The sequence below is a fragment of the Burkholderia sp. ABCPW 111 genome, from assembly GCF_000773065.1.
Classification (GTDB): domain Bacteria; phylum Pseudomonadota; class Gammaproteobacteria; order Burkholderiales; family Burkholderiaceae; genus Burkholderia; species Burkholderia savannae.
The window spans coordinates 16,772-37,857 of sequence record NZ_JPWT01000099.1 but is presented as its reverse complement, the minus strand read 5'-3'; the positions used below and the strand labels follow the sequence as shown (position 1 = coordinate 37,857).

At 68.4% G+C, this 21,086-nt stretch carries 19 protein-coding genes; 11 read left to right on the top strand and 8 right to left on the bottom strand.

What is annotated here, in order from left to right; translation table 11 throughout:
* The first annotated feature begins 94 nt into the window (after positions 1-94).
* Positions 95-2,065, top strand: coding sequence for an asparagine synthase (glutamine-hydrolyzing) (gene asnB, locus X946_RS22740; protein ID WP_038752423.1), 1,971 nt, complete (start codon positions 95-97; stop codon positions 2,063-2,065).
* Positions 2,066-2,109: 44 nt separating this feature from the next.
* Here asnB and X946_RS22735 read toward each other — a convergent pair whose 3' ends face one another.
* The 4 genes from X946_RS22735 to X946_RS22725 form a co-directional block, all read right to left on the bottom strand.
* A complete protein-coding gene (locus X946_RS22735) occupies positions 2,110-2,595 on the bottom strand; it encodes a winged helix-turn-helix domain-containing protein (protein WP_038752421.1) in 486 nt (161 codons plus the stop codon).
* Between the two features lie 327 nt (positions 2,596-2,922).
* Positions 2,923-3,087, bottom strand: a complete 165-nt coding sequence (locus X946_RS35245) for a hypothetical protein (RefSeq protein ID WP_161788687.1) — start codon at positions 3,085-3,087, stop codon at positions 2,923-2,925.
* Entirely contained in the window at positions 3,084-5,312 is a 2,229-nt protein-coding gene (locus tag X946_RS22730; protein WP_038752418.1) for a xanthine dehydrogenase family protein molybdopterin-binding subunit, read from the bottom strand. The genes X946_RS35245 and X946_RS22730 overlap by 4 nt, the downstream gene beginning before the upstream one ends.
* 3 nt (positions 5,313-5,315) lie before the next feature.
* On the bottom strand, positions 5,316-5,777 hold the full coding sequence (locus X946_RS22725) for a (2Fe-2S)-binding protein (protein WP_038752415.1): 462 nt from the start codon (positions 5,775-5,777) through the stop codon (positions 5,316-5,318).
* A 195-nt stretch (positions 5,778-5,972) separates the two neighbouring features.
* On the opposite strand from X946_RS22725, the gene X946_RS22720 reads away from it, so the two are divergent.
* Both X946_RS22720 and X946_RS22715 read left to right on the top strand, forming a co-directional pair.
* Complete coding sequence (locus X946_RS22720) at positions 5,973-6,971, top strand: AraC family transcriptional regulator (protein ID WP_038752412.1); 999 nt, start codon at positions 5,973-5,975, stop codon at positions 6,969-6,971.
* Positions 6,972-7,128: 157 nt separating this feature from the next.
* Positions 7,129-7,527, top strand: a complete 399-nt coding sequence (locus X946_RS22715) for a nuclear transport factor 2 family protein (protein WP_038752688.1) — start codon at positions 7,129-7,131, stop codon at positions 7,525-7,527.
* 414 nt (positions 7,528-7,941) lie between these two features.
* Here X946_RS22715 and X946_RS22705 read toward each other — a convergent pair whose 3' ends face one another.
* Positions 7,942-8,298: a DUF3564 domain-containing protein gene (locus X946_RS22705; RefSeq protein ID WP_038752406.1), complete on the bottom strand. Its 357-nt coding sequence runs from the start codon at positions 8,296-8,298 to the stop codon at positions 7,942-7,944.
* Positions 8,299-8,741: 443 nt separating this feature from the next.
* Here X946_RS22705 and X946_RS22700 point away from each other — a divergent pair, with 443 nt between their 5' ends.
* The 3 genes from X946_RS22700 (at position 8,742) to X946_RS22690 (ending at position 12,671) form a co-directional block, all read left to right on the top strand.
* Positions 8,742-9,980 (top strand): SfnB family sulfur acquisition oxidoreductase, encoded by a 1,239-nt coding sequence (locus X946_RS22700; protein ID WP_038752403.1) that lies wholly within the window; start codon positions 8,742-8,744, stop codon positions 9,978-9,980.
* Between the two features lie 4 nt (positions 9,981-9,984).
* Complete coding sequence (locus X946_RS22695) at positions 9,985-11,199, top strand: SfnB family sulfur acquisition oxidoreductase (RefSeq protein WP_038752401.1); 1,215 nt, start codon at positions 9,985-9,987, stop codon at positions 11,197-11,199.
* A gap of 68 nt (positions 11,200-11,267) precedes the next feature.
* A complete protein-coding gene (locus tag X946_RS22690; RefSeq protein ID WP_038752398.1) occupies positions 11,268-12,671 on the top strand; it encodes an LLM class flavin-dependent oxidoreductase in 1,404 nt (467 codons plus the stop codon).
* Positions 12,672-13,255: 584 nt separating this feature from the next.
* Here the strand turns inward: X946_RS22690 and X946_RS22680 are convergent.
* Together X946_RS22680 and bprR are read right to left on the bottom strand one after the other, a co-directional pair.
* Positions 13,256-14,584, bottom strand: coding sequence for an ATP-binding protein (locus X946_RS22680; protein WP_038752393.1), 1,329 nt, complete (start codon positions 14,582-14,584; stop codon positions 13,256-13,258).
* A complete protein-coding gene (bprR, locus tag X946_RS22675) occupies positions 14,585-15,310 on the bottom strand; it encodes a two-component system response regulator BprR (protein ID WP_038752686.1) in 726 nt (241 codons plus the stop codon).
* 230 nt (positions 15,311-15,540) lie between these two features.
* On the opposite strand from bprR, the gene X946_RS22670 reads away from it, so the two are divergent.
* The gene (locus tag X946_RS22670) at positions 15,541-16,287 is read left to right on the top strand and encodes a MipA/OmpV family protein (protein WP_038752392.1); all 747 of its coding nucleotides are present in this window, start codon (positions 15,541-15,543) and stop codon (positions 16,285-16,287) included.
* A gap of 23 nt (positions 16,288-16,310) precedes the next feature.
* The gene (locus tag X946_RS22665; RefSeq protein ID WP_038752684.1) at positions 16,311-17,498 is read left to right on the top strand and encodes an SDR family oxidoreductase; all 1,188 of its coding nucleotides are present in this window, start codon (positions 16,311-16,313) and stop codon (positions 17,496-17,498) included.
* Between the two features lie 22 nt (positions 17,499-17,520).
* Here X946_RS22665 and hpaR read toward each other — a convergent pair whose 3' ends face one another.
* Positions 17,521-17,958 (bottom strand): homoprotocatechuate degradation operon regulator HpaR, encoded by a 438-nt coding sequence (hpaR, locus tag X946_RS22660; RefSeq protein WP_038752389.1) that lies wholly within the window; start codon positions 17,956-17,958, stop codon positions 17,521-17,523.
* A gap of 165 nt (positions 17,959-18,123) precedes the next feature.
* Here hpaR and X946_RS22655 point away from each other — a divergent pair, with 165 nt between their 5' ends.
* From X946_RS22655 to hpaE, 3 genes are read left to right on the top strand one after another with little or no spacing between them, the layout of a single operon-like run.
* Positions 18,124-18,813 carry a fumarylacetoacetate hydrolase family protein gene (locus X946_RS22655; protein ID WP_038752386.1) on the top strand — a complete coding sequence of 230 codons (690 nt, stop codon included), beginning with the start codon at positions 18,124-18,126 and terminating at the stop codon, positions 18,811-18,813.
* Positions 18,810-19,574, top strand: coding sequence for a fumarylacetoacetate hydrolase family protein (locus tag X946_RS22650; RefSeq protein WP_038752384.1), 765 nt, complete (start codon positions 18,810-18,812; stop codon positions 19,572-19,574). The genes X946_RS22655 and X946_RS22650 overlap by 4 nt, the downstream gene beginning before the upstream one ends.
* A gap of 23 nt (positions 19,575-19,597) precedes the next feature.
* Positions 19,598-21,061, top strand: coding sequence for a 5-carboxymethyl-2-hydroxymuconate semialdehyde dehydrogenase (gene hpaE, locus X946_RS22645; protein WP_038752382.1), 1,464 nt, complete (start codon positions 19,598-19,600; stop codon positions 21,059-21,061).
* Positions 21,062-21,086: the final 25 nt, after the last annotated feature.

The following is a 21,086-nucleotide window of genomic DNA, read 5'->3' as shown; positions in this document are numbered from 1 at the left end:
TGACGAATATTTTCTTCGTAATATGCGCCCAACCGACGGGTGCGAGCCGCCCGTCAAGCGATATCCTTTTCACCATTCGAACGAGATATTCGTCATGTGCGGAATCAGCGGCTTCGTGGGCCCTGTCGCATGCGCGCCGGAGACAGCCCGCGCGACCCTCGCGCGAATGACGGACAGTCTCGCGCATCGCGGCCCGGACGATAGCGGTTTGTGGGTCGATCCCGGCGCGGGTGTCGCGCTCGGGCATCGGCGCCTGTCGATCGTCGATTTGTCGGAGCACGGACATCAGCCGATGCACTCGGCGTGCGGCCGCTACGCGATGACGTTCAACGGCGAGATCTACAACTTTCGCGAGTTGCGCCGCGAGCTCGAGCGCGAGCATCGCGCGCCCGAATGGCGCGGTCATTCGGATAGCGAAGTGTTGCTCGCCGCGTTCGCCGCATGGGGCATCGATCGCGCGCTGCAAAAAGCGGTCGGCATGTTCGCGCTCGCGCTATGGAATCGGGAATCGCGCGTGCTTACGCTTGCGCGCGATCGCATCGGCGAGAAGCCGCTCTATTACGGCCGCGTCGGCGGCTCGTTCGTGTTCGGCTCGGAGCTGAAGGCGCTGCGGCGCTTTCCCGGCTTCGAATCGCATGCGGTCGATCGCGATGCGCTGTGCCTGTATTTGCGGCACGCGAGCGTGCCCGCGCCGTACACGATCTACGAAGGGATTCGCAAGCTGCCGCCCGGCACTTACCTGCAGCTCGAGGACATCGAGGTCGAACCGGTGCCGCGCCGCTACTGGTCGCTCGAGCGGGTGATCGCCGCGGGCCGCGCGAATCCGTTCGACGGCGATGCGAACGCCGCCGTCGCGCAGCTCGATCACGTGTTGCGCGACGCGATCGCCGAGCAGTCGGTCGCCGACGTGCCGCTCGGCGCGTTCCTGTCGGGCGGCGTCGATTCGTCGGTGATCGTCGCGCTGATGCAGACGCAAACGGCGCAGCCGGTGCAGACGTTCACGATCGGCTTCCATGAAGCGGGCTACGACGAGGCGGGGCATGCGAAGGCGGTCGCGAAGCATCTTGGCACGTCGCACACCGAGCTTTACGTGAAGCCGTCCGACGTGCTCGCGACCGTGCCGCGCATGCCGTGCGTCTACGACGAGCCGTTCGCCGATTCGTCGCAGATCCCGACGCTGCTCGTCTCCGAGCTGACGCGCCGCCACGTGAAGGTGAGCTTGTCGGGCGACGGCGGCGACGAGCTGTTCGGCGGCTACACGCGCTACTTCCTGACGCCGCGCCTATGGGGACGGCTGCGCCGCGTGCCGGCCGCGGTGCGGATGCGGATCGCGGCCGCGCTGCACGCGCTGCGGCCCGATCACGCGGACCAGATCGCCGCGCTCGTGCAGGGCGCATGGAGCGCGTCGGCGCAGCGCGACGCGTCGCCGCGCGTAGGCGACCGCCTGCACAAGCTCGCGAACGTGATGACGGCGGACAGCCGCACGTCGCTGTACCGGCTGCTGATGTCGTCGGTTCATCATCCGGAGCGCTTCACGCTCGCGGGCCGCGAGCCGCAGACGCTGATCGACACGCCGGGCGCGTGGCCCGCGGGCCTGTCGTTCGCCGAGCAGGCGATGGCCGTCGATACGCTCACGTACCTGCCGACCGACATCCTGACGAAGGTCGACCGCGCGGCGATGGCGGTGAGCCTCGAAACGAGGATGCCGTTTCTCGATCACCGCGTCGTCGAATTCGCGTGGCGGCTGCCCGAGGCGCTGCGGATTCCGAACGGGCAGGACAAATGGCTGTTGCGCAAGCTGCTGTACCGTTACGTGCCGCGGCCGCTGATCGACCGGCCGAAGCAGGGCTTTTGCGCGCCTGTCGGCGCGTGGCTGCGCGGCGAGCTGAGCGACTGGGCGGCGGAGCTGCTGAACCCCGCGCGCCTGCGCGACGAAGGCTATTTCGACGCGATGCGCGTCGAACGGCTGTGGCGGCAGCACCAGTCGGGCCGGATGAACTGGCAGCATCCGCTATGGACGGTGCTGATGTTCCAGGCGTGGCTCGAGCGTCAGCGCGCCGAGTAGGCGCGCCGCGCGCGGACTCGGTCCGCGTGCGGCGCGGGCTGCGCTCAATGGTATTCGGCGACGAGCTTGAGGTACGGCGCGGCGGACGGACGCGCGACCGGCGCGATCGGCGCGTTGGGCGCGATCGGTGCGATCGGTGCGGCCGTATCGGAGACGCGCGGTTCTTCGGTGCGCACCGCGTGCTGCGCGTCGTGCGCCTCGACGCGCGTCGTCGCCGCGCCGAACAGCACGAGCCGGTAGCCGACCGAATAGATCGGAATGATCCGCATGTTCTTGTCGAAGTCGAGGCCGAGCTTCGAGCGGATGCGCGACACGTGCGTGTCCAGCGTGCGCGACGACACCGCGAGCTCGCGGCCCCAGACCGCTTCCTGGATCGCCTGGCGCGACACCACCTTGTTCATGTTGTCGAGCAGGAATTCGACGACGTCGAACTCGCGCGGCGTCAGGTTGATCGGCTCGCCGTCGATCTCGATGATGCGGCGGACGAAGTTGATCTTGATGTTGTCGATGTGCAGATACTTGCAATCCATGATGAGCCTCGTGATTCGCAGATAAATGGGCGAACGGTACGAGGGGCTTACTGCAATTGTCGGGCCAGCATGGCGCGATGCAGCGGGAGAGCGCTTCAGAAGGTGTTTTTTTGTCGAATAAGTGCATGAATTGAAAGCGTTTTCATGCGGGTTGGGCGGGTTTGTCGCGGCGCCGGAAATGTAACAATCTGAAACCGGCTGAAGGTGTGTTACGTAGCACGGACGTTCGTGTTACGTCGCCGCGCGCGGCAACGTAACACGCGAGGGGCGGCCGGGGCGTGGCTCGGTCGCCCGGGCGGGCGGCGGGCCGGGCGATGGCATCGACAATCAGCGCTTCGAGTGCGATCGCTGCGCAAGAGGACGGACGGCCGTCTCGCACGCCGAGAAGCCGTAATCGATGGACAAGGGCGGCGGCGGACGGCGCAGCCGCCTGCCGCCGCCCGTCACGCCCGTCACGCCCGTCACGCCCGTCACGCCCGTCACGCCCGTCACGCGCTCGCGTCGCCGTCGGCGGCCGGAAACGGCAGCGTGTAGTGCCGCTTGCCCGTCGCGGCGAAGATCGCGTTCGCGACGGCCGGGCCGATCGGCGCGACGCCCGGCTCGCCGACGCCCGTCGGCGCCTCGCCCGACGGCACGATGTGCACCTCGACCTTCGGCATCTCCGAGATCCGCAGCACGCGGTAGCCGTCGAAGTTGTTCTGCTCGACCTTGCCGTCCTTCAGCGTGATCGCGCTGTGCAGCACCGCGCCGAGCCCGAAGCCGATGCCGCCTTCCATCTGCGCGGCGACGATGTCCGGATTGATCGCGGTTCCGCAGTCGACCGCGCAGACAACGCGCTCGACCTTCACGCCGCCGTGCTCGTCGACCGACACCTCCGCAACCTGCGCGACATAGCTCTTGAACGCCTCGGCGACCGCGATGCCGCGCCCGCGGCCTTTCGGCAGCGGCTTCGCCGGGTCCCAGCCGGCCTTCTCGGCGGCGAGCTCGAGCACGGCCTTCAGGCGCGGCTCGTGCGCGAGCAGGTCGCGGCGGAACAGGTACGGGTCCTTGCCCGCCGCGTGCGCGGCCTCGTCGATGAACGCCTCCACCGCGTACGCGGTGTGCGAGCTGCCGACGACGCGCCACCACAGCACCGGCACGGCGGACTTCGTCGTCGTCAGCTCGACCGACACGTTCGGCACCGCGTACGGCAGGTTCGCCGCGCCCTCGACCGACGTCTGGTCGATCCCGTTCTTCACCATCACCGGCTCGAACGGCGTGCCGGCGAGGATCGACTGGCCGACGATCCGGTGCCGCCACGCGACGAGCTTGCCGTCCTTCGTGAGCCCCGCGTCGAGCTTGTGGAAGTACATCGGCCGGTAGAGGCCGCCGTGGATGTCGTCCTCGCGCGTCCATTGCAGCTTGACGGGGGTGCCGTTCGCGCCGAGCGCCTTCGCGATCGACACGGCCTCGACGACGTAGTCCGACCACGCGTTCGCGCGCCGGCCGAAGCTGCCGCCCGCGTACAGCGTGTGGATCTGCACCTTCGACGGATCGAGGCCGGCGGCGCGCGCGGCGTTGCCCTGGTCGATCGTCTGGAACTGGTCGCCCGCCCAGATCTCGCAACTGTCGGCCGTCAGCTTGACGACCGCGTCGAGCGGCTCCATCGGCGCGTGCGCGAGGTACGGGAATTCGTACGACGCGGACAGCCGCTTCGCCGCGCCGGCGAGCGCGTGCTCGGCATCGCCGTCGCGGCGCGCGGGCGCGCCCGCGCGTTCGGCGAGCCGGCGGTACTCGCGCATCATCGCATCGGAGCTGCGCTTTTCCGCATTCGAATCGTCCCATTCGACCTTCAGCGCGTCGCGGCCCTGCTTCGCGGCCCAGAAGCCCTTCGCGACGACCGCGACGCCGCGCTCCACCTGAACGACCGACACGACGCCCGGCACCGCCTTCGCGGCCGTCGCGTCGAACGACTTCGCCTTCGCGCCGAACAGGGGCGGGCGCTGCAACAGCGCGACGAGCATGCCGGGCATCGCCACGTCGATCGTGAACTGCGCGGTGCCGTCGGATTTCGCAAGCGCGTCGACGCGCGGCACCGGTTGGCCGATCAGGCGGAACTCGCGCGGCGATTTCAGCGCGGCCTTCTCGGGCACGGGCAGCGCGGCCGCGGCCGTCGCGAGCGAGCCGTAGGTGGCCTCGCGGCCGCTGCCCGCGTGGCGCACGTAGCCGTCGCGGGTCGTCAGCTCGGCGGCGGGCACGTTCCATTGCGCGGCGGCCGCCGACACGAGCATCGCACGCGCCTTCGCGCCCGCTTCGCGCAGCTGCATCCACGAATTCGCCATCGCCGAGCTGCCGCCCGTGCCCTGCAGCTTGCCGAACTGCAGGTTCGCGTAGCGCGTCGCGTCGGCGGGCGCGCTTTCGACGCGCACGTCGCGCCAGTTCGCGTCGAGCTCTTCGGCGACGATCGTCGCGATGCCGGTGTATGCGCCCTGGCCCATCTCGACGTGCTTCGCGATCACGGTCACGCTGTTGTCGGGCGCGACGCGCAGGAACGCGTTCGGCGCGAACGCGCCCGCGGCGGCTGCGCCCGAGGCAGGCGCGGCGGCGAGCGCCGGGCGGCTCGCGTCGAGCCATTCGAAGCCGATCGTGAGGCCGACGGCCGCGGCGGCGCCCGCGGCCTTCAGGAACGTGCGGCGGGACGCGCGGGCCGCGTCCGGGAGATCGAGGTCGGTGGTCATCGCTCAGGCCTTCAGGGTGGCGGCCGCTTCGTGGATCGCGGCGCGGATGCGGGTGTAGGTCGCGCAACGGCAGATGTTGCCGTTCATCGCGGCGTCGATGTCGGCGTCGGTGGGCGCCGCGTTCTGTTCGAGGAGCGCCGTCGCCGACATGATCTGGCCGGACTGGCAGTAGCCGCATTGCGGCACCTGCAGCTTGACCCACGCGGCCTGGACGGCCTTCGCGGGCTTGCTCGCGAGCCCCTCGATCGTCGTCACGCGCTTGCCGGCGACGGCCGCGAGCGGCAGCACGCACGAGCGCACCGCCTGGCCTTCGAGATGCACGGTGCACGCGCCGCATTGCGCGGCGCCGCAGCCGAACTTCGTGCCGTGCAGGCCGGCGTTCTCGCGGATCGCCCAGAGGAGCGGCATCGCGGGATCGGCGTCCAGCGTCAGATTCTTGCCGTTCAGCACAAACGAGGTAGACATGGACAATCTCCGTGGGGAAAACCCCGGACTTGGCGCCGGGTGATAGCCGGCAGTGTGAGGGACGGACCGCTGCTGCGTTCACACAATCCTGCAAAAATATTGAACAATCCTGCAAATCCCCCGGCGGGCGCGCGGCGGTGGCGTCGGCCGCACGCGCCTGCTACGATCACGACGAACGACGCTCGTTCATTGACGATGGAACAGCGCTACACCCCATTCGAACCCGCCGCGCACGCGGCGCCCCCCCGATCCGATGCGCGGCCGCCGCCGCTCGCGCCGCTCGCGTCGCGCGAGGCCGCGCGCCGCGAGCTCGCCGCGCTGATCGACCGCTTCGCGCCCGCGGACGGCGCGTATCCGAGCGCGATTCCCGCGCTGTCGTTCTTCCGCTGCTCGTCGCCCGTCGATCTCGGCTGCAGCGTCACGCGCGCCGCGTTCGTGTTCGCCGCGCAGGGCGCGAAGCGGGTGACGGTCGCGGATCAGGCGTACGAATACGATCATCAGCACTGCCTCGTCACGTCGGTCGATTTGCCGATGCTCTCGCAGGTCACGCGCGCGTCGGCCGACGCGCCGTATCTGTGCGTGAAGATCGCGCTCGATTTGCAGCGGATCGCCGAGCTCGCGGCCGAGATGCGCACGCCGCCGCCGGACGCGGTGCCGACGGGCGAGGGGATCGTCGTCGGCGAGCTGTCCGAGCCGCTCTTCGACGCCGCGCTGCGGCTCGTGCGATTGCTCGATACTCCAGACGACATTCCGATTCTCGCGCCGCTGATCGAAAAGGAACTGCTGTACCGGCTGCTGACGAGCGGGCAGGGCGCGCGGCTGCGGCACATCGCGGTCGCGGGCAGCCAGACATACCGGATCGCGCGCGCGATCGAATGGATTCGGCACCACTACGCGGAGCCGCTCAGCATCGATGCGCTCGCGCAGCAGGTGAACATGAGCGTGTCGTCGCTGCATCATCACTTCAAGTACGTGACGACGCTGAGCCCGCTTCAGTATCAGAAGCAACTTCGGCTGCACGAGGCGCGCCGCTTGTTGATCGGCCAGCACGGTGACGTCGGCTCGATCGCGCTCAGGGTCGGGTACGACAGCCCGTCGCAATTCAGCCGCGAATACAGCCGCCTGTTCGGCGCGCCGCCGTTGCGCGACGTCGTGCAGTTGAGACGCCGCAACGGGATCGGCGTGCAGGAATGAACGGCGCGTGGCGAGCCGCGCATCCGTTGCAAAGCGAGACGCCGGTCTCGATTCGCAGGGTTCGGCGCGCGGCGAGGGATGCGCGTCTCATGCGCTTGGCGGTGCCGTTCGCGCGCGCGAGCGCGAACGATACGGCAATGCGAACATGAATATGAAAATGAAAACGAATCTGGACACCGAAACGGCCGTCGACGTCGTGCACGCGTTCTGGCGCTTGATGGGCACGAACGACTTTCATGCGGTCGCGGCCGTGCTCGCCGACGACTTCGTGCTCGAATGGCCGCAATCGAACGAGCGCATACGCGGCGCCCGAAACTTCGCGCTGCTGAACAGCGAGTATCCGGCGCATGGGCGGTGGACGTTTACGATCGGTCGCGTGATAGGCGGCGCGCACGAGGCCGCGTCGGACGTATCGGTCACCGACGGCGTTCAGCGCGCGCGGGCGATTTCGTTCTTCACGGTGGTGCATCGAAAGATCGCGCGCATCGTCGAGTTCTGGCCCGAGCCGTACGACGCGCCATACGACCGCTCGCATCTGGTCGAGCGGATCGAGTAAGCGCGGCGGTATGAAGGCGGCGCTCGGCGCGGCGGATTGCATTCGCCGCGCCGTGGCCGTGCGTTCGCGCGTTGCGTGCGCGAACATCATCATGCGCGACGCGCACGCAAGCTCGAGCATCGCGCATCGTCGAAAATCAATCGGGCGCTTTGCGGCGACCAGTTCGACGCGCGCGTCGCACGGCGACATGCCGCACTCGCACGGCGCGCGCGAACGGCGGTCATGCGAACCGTCGAATCGCGAACCGTCGAACCGTCAGCACAAAGCGGCGTTCGCCCGTTGAGCGAACGCCGCTGTCGATGCAATGCGTGGTGGTGGTGTGGAAGGTCTGCTGCCGACCGACGTATCCGATCCGAAAATCGATTGCATCGGCCTATCACGCGGCGCCCAGTGCAGGGCCGGACGCGCGCGCGCTCAGCGCACGATCGTGAATCCCTGATGTTCGGGTTGGATCGATGCCGAGTCGACCGCTTGCAGGCGCCACGCGCCTTGCGGATTCTTGCCGCCGAGGACCGCGTCGCCGTGCTCTTCGTCTTCGGACGAAGGCTGTACGTTCGAGAACGACAGCCCTTGCAGCCGGCACAGCGCTTCGCCGCTGTCGGCCGAGCACAGCGCAACCGCGCCTTCGACGTCCTTCACCTTGCCCCACGCCGGCAGATCGATGCCTTGATGCGCTTCACGCGACCACAGTTGCTCGTCGGTGTCGAGCCACAGGACCGCGAATTGCTGCGCAGAGGAATCGCTGCCATTGATTCGAATGGTGAGGCGCATGCTTCGTCTCCTTTCGAAGGTTAGCCGGTGAGCTTTCTCAGTCTAGGTGGATTGACGCGGAACGCAAGCGGCGTTGCGAAAAGATTGATGCGGGTCGCATCGCCCGGCACTGGGCAACGCGCGCGAATCATCGATGCATAGCGTGCCGTGTGCGGACTCTTCTGCGCAATCGGGTGTTTTCATGAGCGATGCTTGCATACGCGCGTCACATTGATCCGATTGCTACGCGCTGTTGCGTCGCGCAAGCGCTTCGCGCGGATGTGTCGCGCAGGTGTGTCGCGAAGGTGTGTCGATTTGCCGCCCGCATTCGATTGCACGCACCGCCAATGCAGCGCGCGCGATGCACATTTTCCGGCGCGCGGAATAACGATTCCCGAATCGATCGGTTGGTCGCGACAGGCCCCATTGATAGATTGGTCCCTTGTTCTTCAACGGAGACAAGCATGTCCGCGATCCATGAGACGGCCGTCCAACCCGCGCGCGGCGAGCCCGCGCGAGACGCGCATCTAATCGCGAGCGACGCCGAGGCGATCGACGTCGCGCGCACGCTCGCCGAGCGGCTCGCGCAAGGCGCCGCCGAGCGCGATCGCGAGCGCCGGCTGCCCTATGAAGAAATCGACTGGTTCTCGCAATCGGGCCTGTGGGCGATCACGGTGCCGAAGGCGCACGGCGGCGCGGGCGTGTCGCACGTGACGTTGACCGAGGCCGTGAAGATCGTCGCGGCCGCGGACCCGTCGCTCGGCCAATTGCCGCAGAATCACTTCGGCCTCGTCGACGTGATCGCGCTCACGGGCACCGACGAGCAGAAGCGCTTCTTCTTCGGCGAGATCCTGAAGGGCAAGCGATTCGGCAACGGCTTCTCGGAGAAGGGCACGAAGAACGTGCTCGATCTGAAGACGAGAGTGATTCGCGACGGCGACGGCTATCGCGTCGACGGCACGAAGTTCTATTCGACGGGCGCGCTGTTCGCGCATTACGTGCCGGTGCTCGGGATCGACGAAGAGCGCAAGGGCTGGCTCGCGTACATTCCGAAGGGCACGCCGGGGCTCTCGGTGGTCGACGACTGGTCGGGCTTCGGCCAGCGCACGACCGCGAGCGGCACGGTGCGGCTCGAGAACGTGCGCGTCGCCGCATCGCACGTGTTCCCCGCGCATCGCGTGTCGGATGCGCCGACGCTGAACGGCCCGCTGTCGCAGATCATCCAGGCGGCGATCGATGCGGGCATCGCGCACGCGGCGCTCGACGATACGCTGCGCTTCGTGCGCGAACGCTCGCGCCCGTGGATCGACAGCGGCGTCGAGCGCGCGGCCGACGATCCGTTGACGATTCGCGAGACGGGGCGCCTCGTGATCCAGTTGCACGCAGCCGATGCGCTGCTCGAACGCGCGGCGCGCACGCTCGACGAGATCGCCGCGCAACGCGACATTTCGGAGGGCGACGTGGCGCGCGCATCGGTCGCGGTCGGCGAGGCGAAGGTGCTGACGACCGAGATCGCGTTGCTCGCGAGCGAGAAGCTGTTCGAGCTCGCCGGCACGCAGGCGACGCTCGCCGAGCACGGCCTCGATCGCCACTGGCGCAACGCGCGCACGCACACGCTGCACGATCCGGTGCGCTGGAAGTATCACCTCGTCGGCAATTACTATCTGAACGGCGTCGCGCCCGCGCGCCACGCGTGGAATTGAGCCGATGAACGCGTTCACGCAGCCGGCCGCCGCGCGCGCGGCGCGGCGGATTTCGAACGACGCCGAGGCGCTCGAAGCGGCCCGCGCGTTCGCGGCGACGATCGCGCCGGACGCCGCCGCGCGCGATCGCGAGCGCCGCCTGCCGTACGCGGAGCTCGACGCGTATTCGGCGACGGGCCTCTGGGGCATCGCGGTGCCGCGCGAATTCGGCGGCGCGGCGGTATCGGCCGCGACGCTCGCGGAAGTGACCGCGATCGTGTCGGAGGGCGACCCCGCGATCGGCCAGATTCCGCAGAATCATTTCTTCATGCTCGAAGTCTTGCGCGTGAACGGCACGCGCGATCAGCAGCGCTTCTACTTTGAGCGCGCGCTCGCGGGCGAGCGCTTCGGCAACGCGCTGTCCGAGCGCGGCACGAAGCACGTGCGCGATTACCGGACGACGATCACGCCCGACGGCGCGGGCTTCCGGCTCAACGGCCGCAAGTTCTATTCGACGGGCGCGCTGTTCGCGCACTGGGTCCCGGTCGTCGCGAAGGACGCGAACGAGCGGCTGCACGTCGCGTTCACGCCGGCGCACGCGCCGGGCCTCGCCGTCGAAGACGACTGGAACGGCTTCGGCCAGCGCACGACGGGCAGCGGCACGACGCGGCTCGACAACGTGTATGTCGACGCATCGGCCGTCGTGCCGTACAGCGACGCGTTCGACGCGAAGCCGACGCCCGTCGGCCCGCTCGGCCAGTTGCTGCACGCGGCCGTCGATCTCGGCATCGCGCGCGCCGCGTTCGCCGACGCGCGCCGCTTCGTGCGCGAGCGCGCGCGGCCGTGGATCGACAGCGGCGTCGCGCGCGCGAGCGACGATCCGCTCACGCTCGAGATCTTCGGCAAGCTCGCGCTCGATCTCGACGCGGCGGGCGCGCTGACCGAGCGCGCGGGCTTGCGCGTCGACGCGGCGATCGACGACGCGAACGAGCGCACGGTTGCGTCCGCATCGATCGCGGTCGCGAAGGCGCGCGCGGCGACGACCGAGATCGCGCTCGCCGCATCGTCGCGCCTGCTCGAACTCGCGGGCACGCAAGGCGCGCTCGCCGAGCACGCGCTCGATCGTCACTGGCGCAACGCGCGCACGCACACGCTGCACGATCCGGTGCGCTGGAAATACATCGCGATCGCCGACTACTACCTGAACGACACGCTGCCGCCGCGCCACGGCGCACTGTGACGCGCGCCGCGCATCGCGCGCAACGCAGGCGGCAACACGCATCGACCGAATCGAGAGACTGCTTCACCATGACCCGACAGATCCGCTTCAACGCCTTCGACATGAACTGCGTCGGCCATCAGTCGCCCGGGCTCTGGGCGCATCCGCGCGACGAGTCGTGGCGCTATCGCGAGCTGAGCTACTGGACCGAGCTTGCGCAACTGCTCGAACGCGGCAAGTTCGACGGCCTCTTCATCGCCGACGTGCTCGGCATCTACGACGTCTACCGGAGCAGCGGCGAAGCGGCGATCCGGCAAGGCGCGCAGGTGCCCGTCAACGATCCGATCCTGCTCGTGTCCGCGATGGCGGCCGCGACGCGGCATCTCGGCTTCGGCGTCACGTGCTCGCTGTCGTACGAGCATCCGTATCCGTTCGCGCGGCGCATGTCGACGCTCGATCATCTGACGGGCGGGCGCGTCGGCTGGAACGTCGTCACGTCGTATCTCGACAGCGCCGCGCGCAACCTCGGGCTGCCGCAGCAGACGAACCACGACGAGCGCTACGCGATCGCCGACGAGTATCTCGAGGTCTGCTACAAGCTGTGGGAAGGCTCGTGGGAGGACGACGCCGTCGTGCGCGACGCCGCGCGCCACGTGTTCGCCGAGCCGTCGAAGGTGCATCCGATCGGCCATCACGGCCGTTACTACGACGTGCCCGGCATCCATCTGTGCGAGCCGTCGCCGCAGCGCACGCCGGTGCTCTATCAAGCGGGCGCGTCGAAGCGCGGCAAGGACTTCGCCGCGCAGCACGCGGAATGCATCTTCGTCGCCGCGCCGTCGCGCACGATCCTGAAGGCGTTCGTCGCGGACATCCGCGAGCGCGTGAAAAAGTTCGGCCGCGATCCGCACGACGTGCTGATCTTCAACCTGCATACGGTGATCACGGGCCGCACGTCGGCCGACGCGCACGCGAAGCACGCCGACTATCGCCGCTACGCGAGCGACGAAGGCGCGCTCGCGCTGATGTCCGGCTGGACCGGAATCGATCTGTCGAACTACGGGCTCGACGAGCCGCTCGAGCACGTCGAGAGCAACGCTATTCAGTCGGCCGTCGAGGCGCTGTCGAGCGCCGATCCGACACGCAAGTGGACCGTGCGCGAGATCGCGCGCTGGGGCGGCATCGGCGGGCTCGGGCCGGTGTCGGTCGGCGACGCGCGCGAGATCGCCGACGATCTGCAATCGTGGGTCGACGAGACCGACGTAGACGGCTTCAACCTCGCGTACGCGGTAACGCCGGAGACGTTCGTCGATGTCGTCGAACTCGTCGTGCCGGAGCTGCAGCGGCGCGGCGTCTATCAGACCGACTACGCGCCGGGCACGCTGCGCGAGAAGCTGCATCGCGCGGGGCCGAGGCTGGCCGCGCCGCATCCGGCCGCGCGATATCGCGTTGGCCACGAGCATGCGGCGGCGGAGCGCATCGCGGCGGAAGAGTGAAGGAGGGCGGCGTGTCGGCGCGACTCGGCGGCGAACGCTGGCCTCGGCCGCGACGCCGGCGATGGATGATTCGACGGGCTGCCGCAACGGCGCGAATCGCGCTGCGCGATCGCGGCATCGCGTGATGCGGCGCGCGACGAATCGGACGATGACGCGAGCGGGAATGCGCGCGGCCGAATCGCCGCGGCGAATCAAATGCGTGACGAATCGCCGATGAATCGCCGATCGGATTGCTGACCACGTTGCCGATTGCGTTGCTGATCGAGCTGCAAACCGCGCGCGCAATCGAATGAGGAATCGTGCGGCAAACCGCATGGCGATTCAAACGATGAATCGAACAGCGAACCTAACGACGATTCGAACGACGAAGCAAGGCCGCCACGCGGAAGCGATGCGTCTCGACGGAGCGGCGCGCATCGTGCCGATGAATCGTTTGTCGCTTCGTTTTTCGCTTCGTTTGTCGCCTCGTTTGTCGCTTCGTCAGTTGCTTCACTAGCGGCTTCATTCGCCGTTGCACCGACGCGTCCGGCGCTTACCCCACCCGCGATTCGACGCTTCTACCGCCTCCCCCCGCCAACCAGGCGTCAGGCCGCCGTTGCCCGCGCCTTCTGGTCGCGAGGCGGCGATTCGAGCGCCGGCAGCGTGATCGCGAAGCGCGCGCCGCCGATCGGCGCGCCGTCGAGCCGCACGTTGCCGCCGTGCGCGAACGCGACGCGCCGCACGATCGTGAGCCCCAGGCCGAAGCCGCCCGTTTGCCGGTCGCGGCTCGAATCGAGCCGATGGAACGGCTCGAACACGCGGTCGCGATCGGCGGCCGGAATGCCGGGACCGTCGTCGTCGACCGTCAGCACGAGCGCGCCCGCGTCGCCGAGCGACGCATGCAGCGAGATCGTCGTCGCTGCGTAGCGCATGCCGTTGCGGATCAGGTTCAAGAGCGCGCGCGCGACGAGCTTCGGATCGCACACGTGGCAAGCGGGCGCGCCGCGCATCGATACGTCGAGCGTGAGCCGGCGGTCGGCGATGTCGTTCGCGACGCTCGCGGCGACGCTGTCGATCAGCTCCGAAACCGTCACCTGCATCAACGCGAGATGCCGCTCGCCCTGTTCGAGCCGGCCGATCGTCAGCAGCTCGGTGACGAGCTCGTCGAGTTCGCGCACGTCGCGACGCAGCGCTTCCTGCCGCTCGTGCATGCGCTCGGCCACGTCAGGCGACGCGAGCAGCGCGAGGCCGAATTCGAGCCGCGCGAGCGGTGTCTTCAGTTCGTGCGAGATCCCGTGCATCATCTCGCGCTGTTGCTGGATCGATGCTTCGATCCGCTTCGCCATGTCGTTGAACTGCTGCGACAGTTCGTAGATGTTCGACTTGCGCGACACCTGCGCGCGCGTCGACAGCCGGCCGCTGCCGAACGCGCGCGCGGCCGCCTCGAGCTTGCGCAGGTCGCGCCAGTGATAGTGAATCCACAGCGCGACGGCGAGCAGCGTCGCGAGCGCGACCGTCAGATAGGCGTAGATCTGGATGTCGAGGCTCGTCGGCTCGTCCGGGCGCGCGTGCAGAACGGTGCCGTCGACGAGCGGCATGAAATAGTCCCTGCCGTCGTAGCTGATCGCGATCTCGCCGCGATCGAGGTCGCGCTGCTGCCCGGCGCTCAGCATCTTGCGGGCCGCGTCCATCGAGATGAACTCGAAGCCTTCGTTGCCGCGCTTCGCGAGCTCGCGCAGCGCCTGACGCCGCTCGGAGCCCGGATGGCGCTCGAGATAGTCGTTCAGCACGAACGCATAGGTGGCGAGCGTCTCGCGCGCCGCGCTCGAAATTCGCTCGTAGAAGAAGCGGTTGAACGACGTGTTGATGAAGACGATCGCCGCTGCGCCGCAGACGACCACGACGAGATACAGCCTGACGAGCGAGCGCAGCATTCAGTCATCCCAGGCAGACGGGCTGAACAGATAGCCGCGGCCCCAGATCGTCTTGATCTTGTGCGGCTCGGACGACGCGTCCTCGAACCGGCGTCGCAGCTTCGAGATACCCGAATCGACGGAGCGGTCGAGGCCGTCGAACTCGATGCCGCGCAACTGCTTCAGGATGTCGTCGCGGCTCAGCACGGTGCCTGCCGCGCGCGCGAGAATCAGCAGCAGGTTGAATTCGGCCGTCTTCAGATCGACGGGCTCGCCGCGCCACGTGACCGTGCGGTTCGGCGGCGAGATCGTCAGCTCGCCGAACACGAGCGCCTCGCTCGCCGGCGAGTCGACGGGCGCGCCGGCAGGCTGCGCGCGGCGCAGCAACGCGCGAGCGCGCGCGACGAGCACGCGCGGCTCGATCGGCTTCGTCACGTAGTCGTCCGCGCCCGTCTCGAGGCCCGCCACCTGATCGTAGACGTCCGAGCGCGCGGTCAGGATCAGCACCGGCACGTTCGAGAACGCGCGGATTCGGCGGCACACTTCCATGCCGTCGAGATGCGGCAGCATCAGGTCGAGAATCACGAGCGCGGGCTGATGCTCGCGCACGGCCCCGACGGCGAGGTCGCCGCGCCGGACCACCGTCACCGAGAATTCGTAGCTGTCGAGATACTCGCGGATCAGCTGCGCGAGGCGGTCGTCGTCTTCGATCAGCAGCACGCGGTATTTGAGCGGCACTTCGTTCATGGTCTCCTCGGCGTGGTTCTGCGCGCGTGAGCGCCGGCAGCGCACGCGCATTCTAGCCGCGCGCGCCGCACGCCGGGGGCGGCTGCAACAATCGCCGACAATCGGACACAAATCCGCACATATTCCTGAAACATTCGGGACAGAATCGTCGTGCGCACGAACCTAGACTGCGGACTCCTTGACTCTCGCCCGTCACCGTGCGCCCGCCCATTCACTCACTTCGGTATTGCGTGCCGTTCGCCGGCTTCATGTCGATTGCGGCCGCGCATGCGGAAAACGTCTACACGCTGTCGATCGGCGGCGGCTTCGTGCCGCGCTACGCGGGCAGCAATCAGTATCACGGCGTGGTCGCGCCGTCGTTTTCCGCTGAGTTCGACAACGGCATCTTCATCGGTCCGCTCGACGGCATCGGTTACAAGCTGAAGCTGCCGGGCGACGCGTTCGTCGCGGCCGCGCTCACGTACGACCCGGGCCGCTCGGACGAAAACCGCTTCGACCTGCCGGGCTCGAACTACCTGAAGGGGATGGGCCGCGTACCGGGCTCGGTGCTCGTCGCGGTGCAGGCGGGCGTGAAGCTCTACGGCGGCAGCGTGCTGAGCGTGACCGTGGACACGCCCGTCACGCACACGTCGCGCGGCGTGTCCGGGCACGTCGATCTCGCGGTGCCGGTATTGAGCGCCGGGCGTCACGAAGTCGTCGTGACGGGCTCCGTGCATGCGGGCTCGGGCCGCTACACGCAGACGTTCTACGGCGTCACCGGCGCGCAGGCGGCGGCGACCCGCTTCGCGCCGTATTCGACGAAGGGCGGCATCGACAGCGCGTCGATGTCGGTCGCATGGACGTACGCGTTCTCGAGGCACTGGTCGGCGGGCACGACGCTCGGCGTCACGCGTCTCATCGGCCGCTACGGGGGCAGCCCGATCGTGCAGCAGAAGACCAATTATTTCGGAGTGTCTTCGCTGACCTATCGTTTCTGATTTTGAAGAAGGAGGTGGCCATCGTGCTGATCTGGAAAACCGCGCTTTCGCTGACCTGGCGAGCGGGCCTCGTGTCGCCCGCGAGCGTGCCCGCCGCCGCCGCGCACGTCGGCCGGATCGTGCTCACCGGAGCGACCGGCTTCATCGGCGGCGCGGTGCTCGTGTCGCTCGTCAACGCCGGGCTGCTCGATCGCGTCGTGTGCGTCGTGCGCGCGTGCGACCGCGCGCATGCGCTCGCTCGGCTGCGCGAGGCGGCGCTCAAGAGCGGGCTCGCGCCGTACTGGGCCGAGCGGCTCACCGAGGCGAACGTGATCGCGGGCGAACTCGACGGCGCGTTCGCCGACGTCGACGCCGCGCGTCTTTCGTCGGCGTCGCACGTGATTCACTGCGCGGGCGTTGCGTCGCTCGCCGACGCGAGCGTCGTCAACGAGACGAACGTCGATGCGACGCTGCGTTTCGCGCGCCGCTTCGCGGGCAGCCGGCGGCTGCAGCGCTTCGTGCACGTCGGCGCGGCGTTCGCGTGCGGGATCAAGGCGCGCGGCACGATCCGCGAGGACGACGCGCCCAAGCGCGGCCGCGAGGTCGATTTCGCACCGTACACGCGCGGCAAGCGCGACGCGGAAGCGCAGTTGCGCGCGCTCGGCCTGCCGCTCGTGATCGTGCGGCCGTCGTGCGTCGTCGGCCATACGCTGCTCGGCACGCAGCCTTCGGCGAGCACGTTCTGGATGTTCCGGATCGTTCACGCGGCGCGCCGCTTCACCGCGCGGCCGATGGCGCGCATCGACGTGATTGCCGTCGACGATTGCGCGCGCGCGCTGATGCTGCTCGCGCTGAAGCCGTCGCTCAAGTACGACACGTACCACGTGTCGGCGGGCGACGAAGCGCCGAGCGTCACGCAGATCGTGCGCGCGATGGACGAGGCCGTGGGGCTCGACGGCGAGCCGCGCTATGCGCTCTGCTCGTGTGCCGAGTTTACGGCGATCGCGCGCGACGTGCTCGGCCGCCGCGACGCGCCGCGCGAGCGCGTGATCCGGCGCGCGTTGCAGTCTTACGCCGCGTTCGCCGAGCTCGACCACGTGTTCGACAACTCGCGCGTGCGCGACGAGATCGATTTCGAACCGCTGCCGTTCGTCGATTACGTGAACGAATGCATGCGCACGTCGCGCGGCGTCGACGTGCTCGCGCAGATGCCGAGGACGGCGGCGCGCTGAGCGTGCGCGCGGCGGCCGCGCGTCACGAGCCGCCGACTTCGATCAGCTTGTCGAGCGCCGCGTACACTTCGCCGAGCGCATCCGCGCCGAAGCGTTGCTCGATGAGCCTGTACTGCTCGTCGATGCGCGGGCTGATCTGCGCGACAAGCTGACGACTTTGCGGCGTCAGGCTGACGATCAGCCTGCGCTGATCCTCCTGGGCGCGCGTGCGGCGAATCAGGCCGTCGCGCTCCATCCTCTCCAGCACGCCCGTGAGGCTCGGGCTCAGGATGCAGCAGCGCTTCGCGATCTGCCCGGCTTCGAGCTCACGAGACGGTTCGCCGTCCAGCACGCGAATGATCCGCCATTGCTGCTCCGTCAGCGCAAATTCCTTCAGGATCGGCCGGAACCGGCCCATCAACGTTTCGCGGGCCTCGAGCAGCAGCATGGCCAGATTGCGGTGATCGAACGTACGATTCATGAGGTTCCTGGAAGAGCAGTTGATCCACTCATCTTAGCAGGGCGAAAATCGTCGGTGACCGCCTTATCACGGCTATCAGGGTTATCGCGGTTGTTCTTTTCGCGTGCTGTAGTTAATATGTTAAGTAATTGACCCGGCCGCGCGACGCGGCGGAGGATGAAACGCATGGAGCTGTCCCTTGTCGTCGACGGCGCGCCGGCCGAAACGGTGCGCATCGGCACGGTATACGGCGCGCTGCTCAACGATCGCGGCGCGCTCGCGGCGCTTGGCGACGCGGTGCATGCGCCGCCGTACAACAAGCCGCCGCAGGCGCCCGTGCTTTACGTGAAGCCCGCGAACACGCATGCGGGCGACGGCGCGGCCGTCGTCGTGCCGGCGGGCGTCGACGCGCTCGAAATCGGCGCGACGCTCGGCGTCGTGTTCGCGCGCCGCACGACTCGCGTATCGGTCGAACAGGCGTTTGATTTCGTTAAAGGTTTTACGCTCGCGAGCGACGTGTCGATTCCGCACCCCGATTATTATCGGCCGGCGGTGCGCTTCAAGTGCCGCGACGGCTTTTGCCCGCTCGGGCCGGCGATCGTTGCGCGCGCAAGCATCGGCGACGCGGACGCGCTCGCGGTGGCGGTGCGCGTCGACGGCGAGCGGCGCTACGAGGCGAGCACCGCGAACCTGATCCGCTCCGTCGCGCGGTTGATCGCCGACGTGTCCGCGTTCATGTCGTTCGATGCGGGCGACGTGCTGCTCGTCGGCGTCGGCCCGAACGCGCCGCGCGCGGCGGCCGGCAGCGCGATCGAGATCGACGCGCCGGGCATCGGCACGCTGCGTCACACGTTGATTGCGGAGGGCGCGCGATGAAGACCGCACGCGTAGTGTTCAATGGCGCGCTTCACGCGGCCGAGCCGCTGGACGAAGGGCTTTTGCGGCTCGATACCGGGCGCGTGCTCGCCGAGACGGATGTCTCGTGGCTGCCGCCCGTCGCGCCGCGCACGACGTTCGCGCTCGGCCTGAACTACGCCGATCACGCGAAGGAGCTCGCGTTCAAGGCGCCGGCCGAGCCGCTCATCTTCCTGAAGGGGCCGAACACGTTCGTCGGCCACCGCGCGCGGACGGTGCGGCCCGCGGACGCGACGCACATGCATTACGAGTGCGAGCTCGCGGTCGTGATCGGCCGCGAGGCGCGCCGCGTGACGCGCGCGCGCGCGCTGGACTACGTGCTCGGCTACACGATCGGCAACGATTACGCGATCCGCGACTATCTGGAGAATTATTACCGACCGAACCTGCGCGTGAAGAACCGCGACACGTGCACGCCGCTCGGGCCGTGGCTCGTGAGCCGCGACGAGATCGGCGATCCGGGGAGTCTCGCGCTTCGCACGACGGTCAACGGCATCGAAACGCAGCGCGGCAACACGCGCGACATGATCTTCGACGTCGCGTCGCTGATCGAATACATCAGCGGATTCATGACGCTCTCGCCCGGCGACCTGATCCTGACCGGCACGCCCGAGGGGCTCGCCGACACGAAGCCGGGCGACGAAGTGATCACCGAGATCGACGGCCTCGGACGGCTCGTCAACACGATCGTCGGCGAAGCGGATTACTATCGCGCCGGCTGACGCCGCCGCACAAGGAGAGACGCATGAGCATCAAGCACTGGATCGGCGGCCGGGAAGTCGACAGCCGGGAGACGTTCACGACGTTCAACCCGGCGACGGGCGAGCCGATCGCCGAGGTCGCGTCGGGCGGCGCGGAGGAAATCGACGCGGCGGTGCGCGCCGCGAAGGACGCGTTTCCGAAATGGGCGAACACGCCGGCGAAGGAGCGCGCGAAGCTGATGCGCAAGCTCGGCGAGCTGATCGAGCGCAACGTGCCCGCGCTCGCCGAGCTGGAGACGCAGGACACCGGCCTGCCGATCTCGCAGACGAAGAAGCAGCTGATCCCGCGCGCGTCGGAGAATTTCCACTTCTTCGCCGAAGTGTGCACGCAGATGAACGGGCGCAGCTATCCGGTCGACGACCAGATGCTGAACTACACGCTGTATCAGCCGGTGGGCGTGTGCGCGCTCGTGTCGCCGTGGAACGTGCCGTTCATGACCGCGACGTGGAAGACCGCGCCGTGCCTCGCGCTCGGCAACACCGCGGTGCTGAAGATGTCGGAGCTTTCGCCGCTCACGGCCGACCAGCTCGGCCGCCTCGCGCTCGAGGCGGGCATTCCGGCCGGCGTGCTGAACGTCGTGCAGGGCTACGGCGCGACGGCGGGCGACGCGCTCGTCCGGCATCCGGACGTGCGCGCCGTGTCGTTTACGGGCGGCACGTTGACGGGCAAGCGGATCATGGAGCGCGCGGGCCTGAAGAAGTATTCGATGGAGCTCGGCGGCAAGTCGCCCGTGCTGATTTTCGACGACGCCGATTTCGACCGCGCGCTCGACGCGTCGCTCTTCACGATCTTCTCGATCAACGGTGAGCGTTGCACGGCGGGCTCGCGGATCTTCGTGCAGAGGACGATCTACGACAGGTTCGTCGCCGAGTTCGCGCGCCGCGCGAACAACCTGATCGTCGGCGATCCGGCCGACGAGCGCACGCAGGTGGGCTCGATGATCACGCGCGCGCACTGGGAAAAGGTGACGGGCTACATCCGGCTCGGCGCCGACGAGGGCGCGCGGCTCGTCGCGGGCGGCCCGGACAAGCCGGCGAACCTGCCCGCGCATCTTGCGAACGGCAACTTCGTGCGGCCGACCGTGTTCGCCGACGTCGACAACCGGATGCGCATCGCGCAGGAAGAGATCTTCGGGCCGGTCGCGTGCCTGATTCCGTTCGACGGCGAGGAGGACGGGCTGCGTCTCGCGAACGACACGTCGTACGGCCTCGCGTCGTACCTGTGGACGCAGGACGTCGGCCGCGTGCACCGGCTCGCGCGCGGCATCGAGGCGGGCATGGTGTTCGTCAACAGCCAGAACGTGCGCGACCTGCGCCAGCCGTTCGGCGGCGTGAAGGAATCGGGCACCGGCCGCGAGGGCGGCGAATACAGCTTCGAGGTGTTCGCCGAGATCAAGAACGTGTGCATCTCGATGGGCAGCCATCACATTCCCCGCTGGGGCGTGTGACGCCCGCCGACAACGAACGATACGC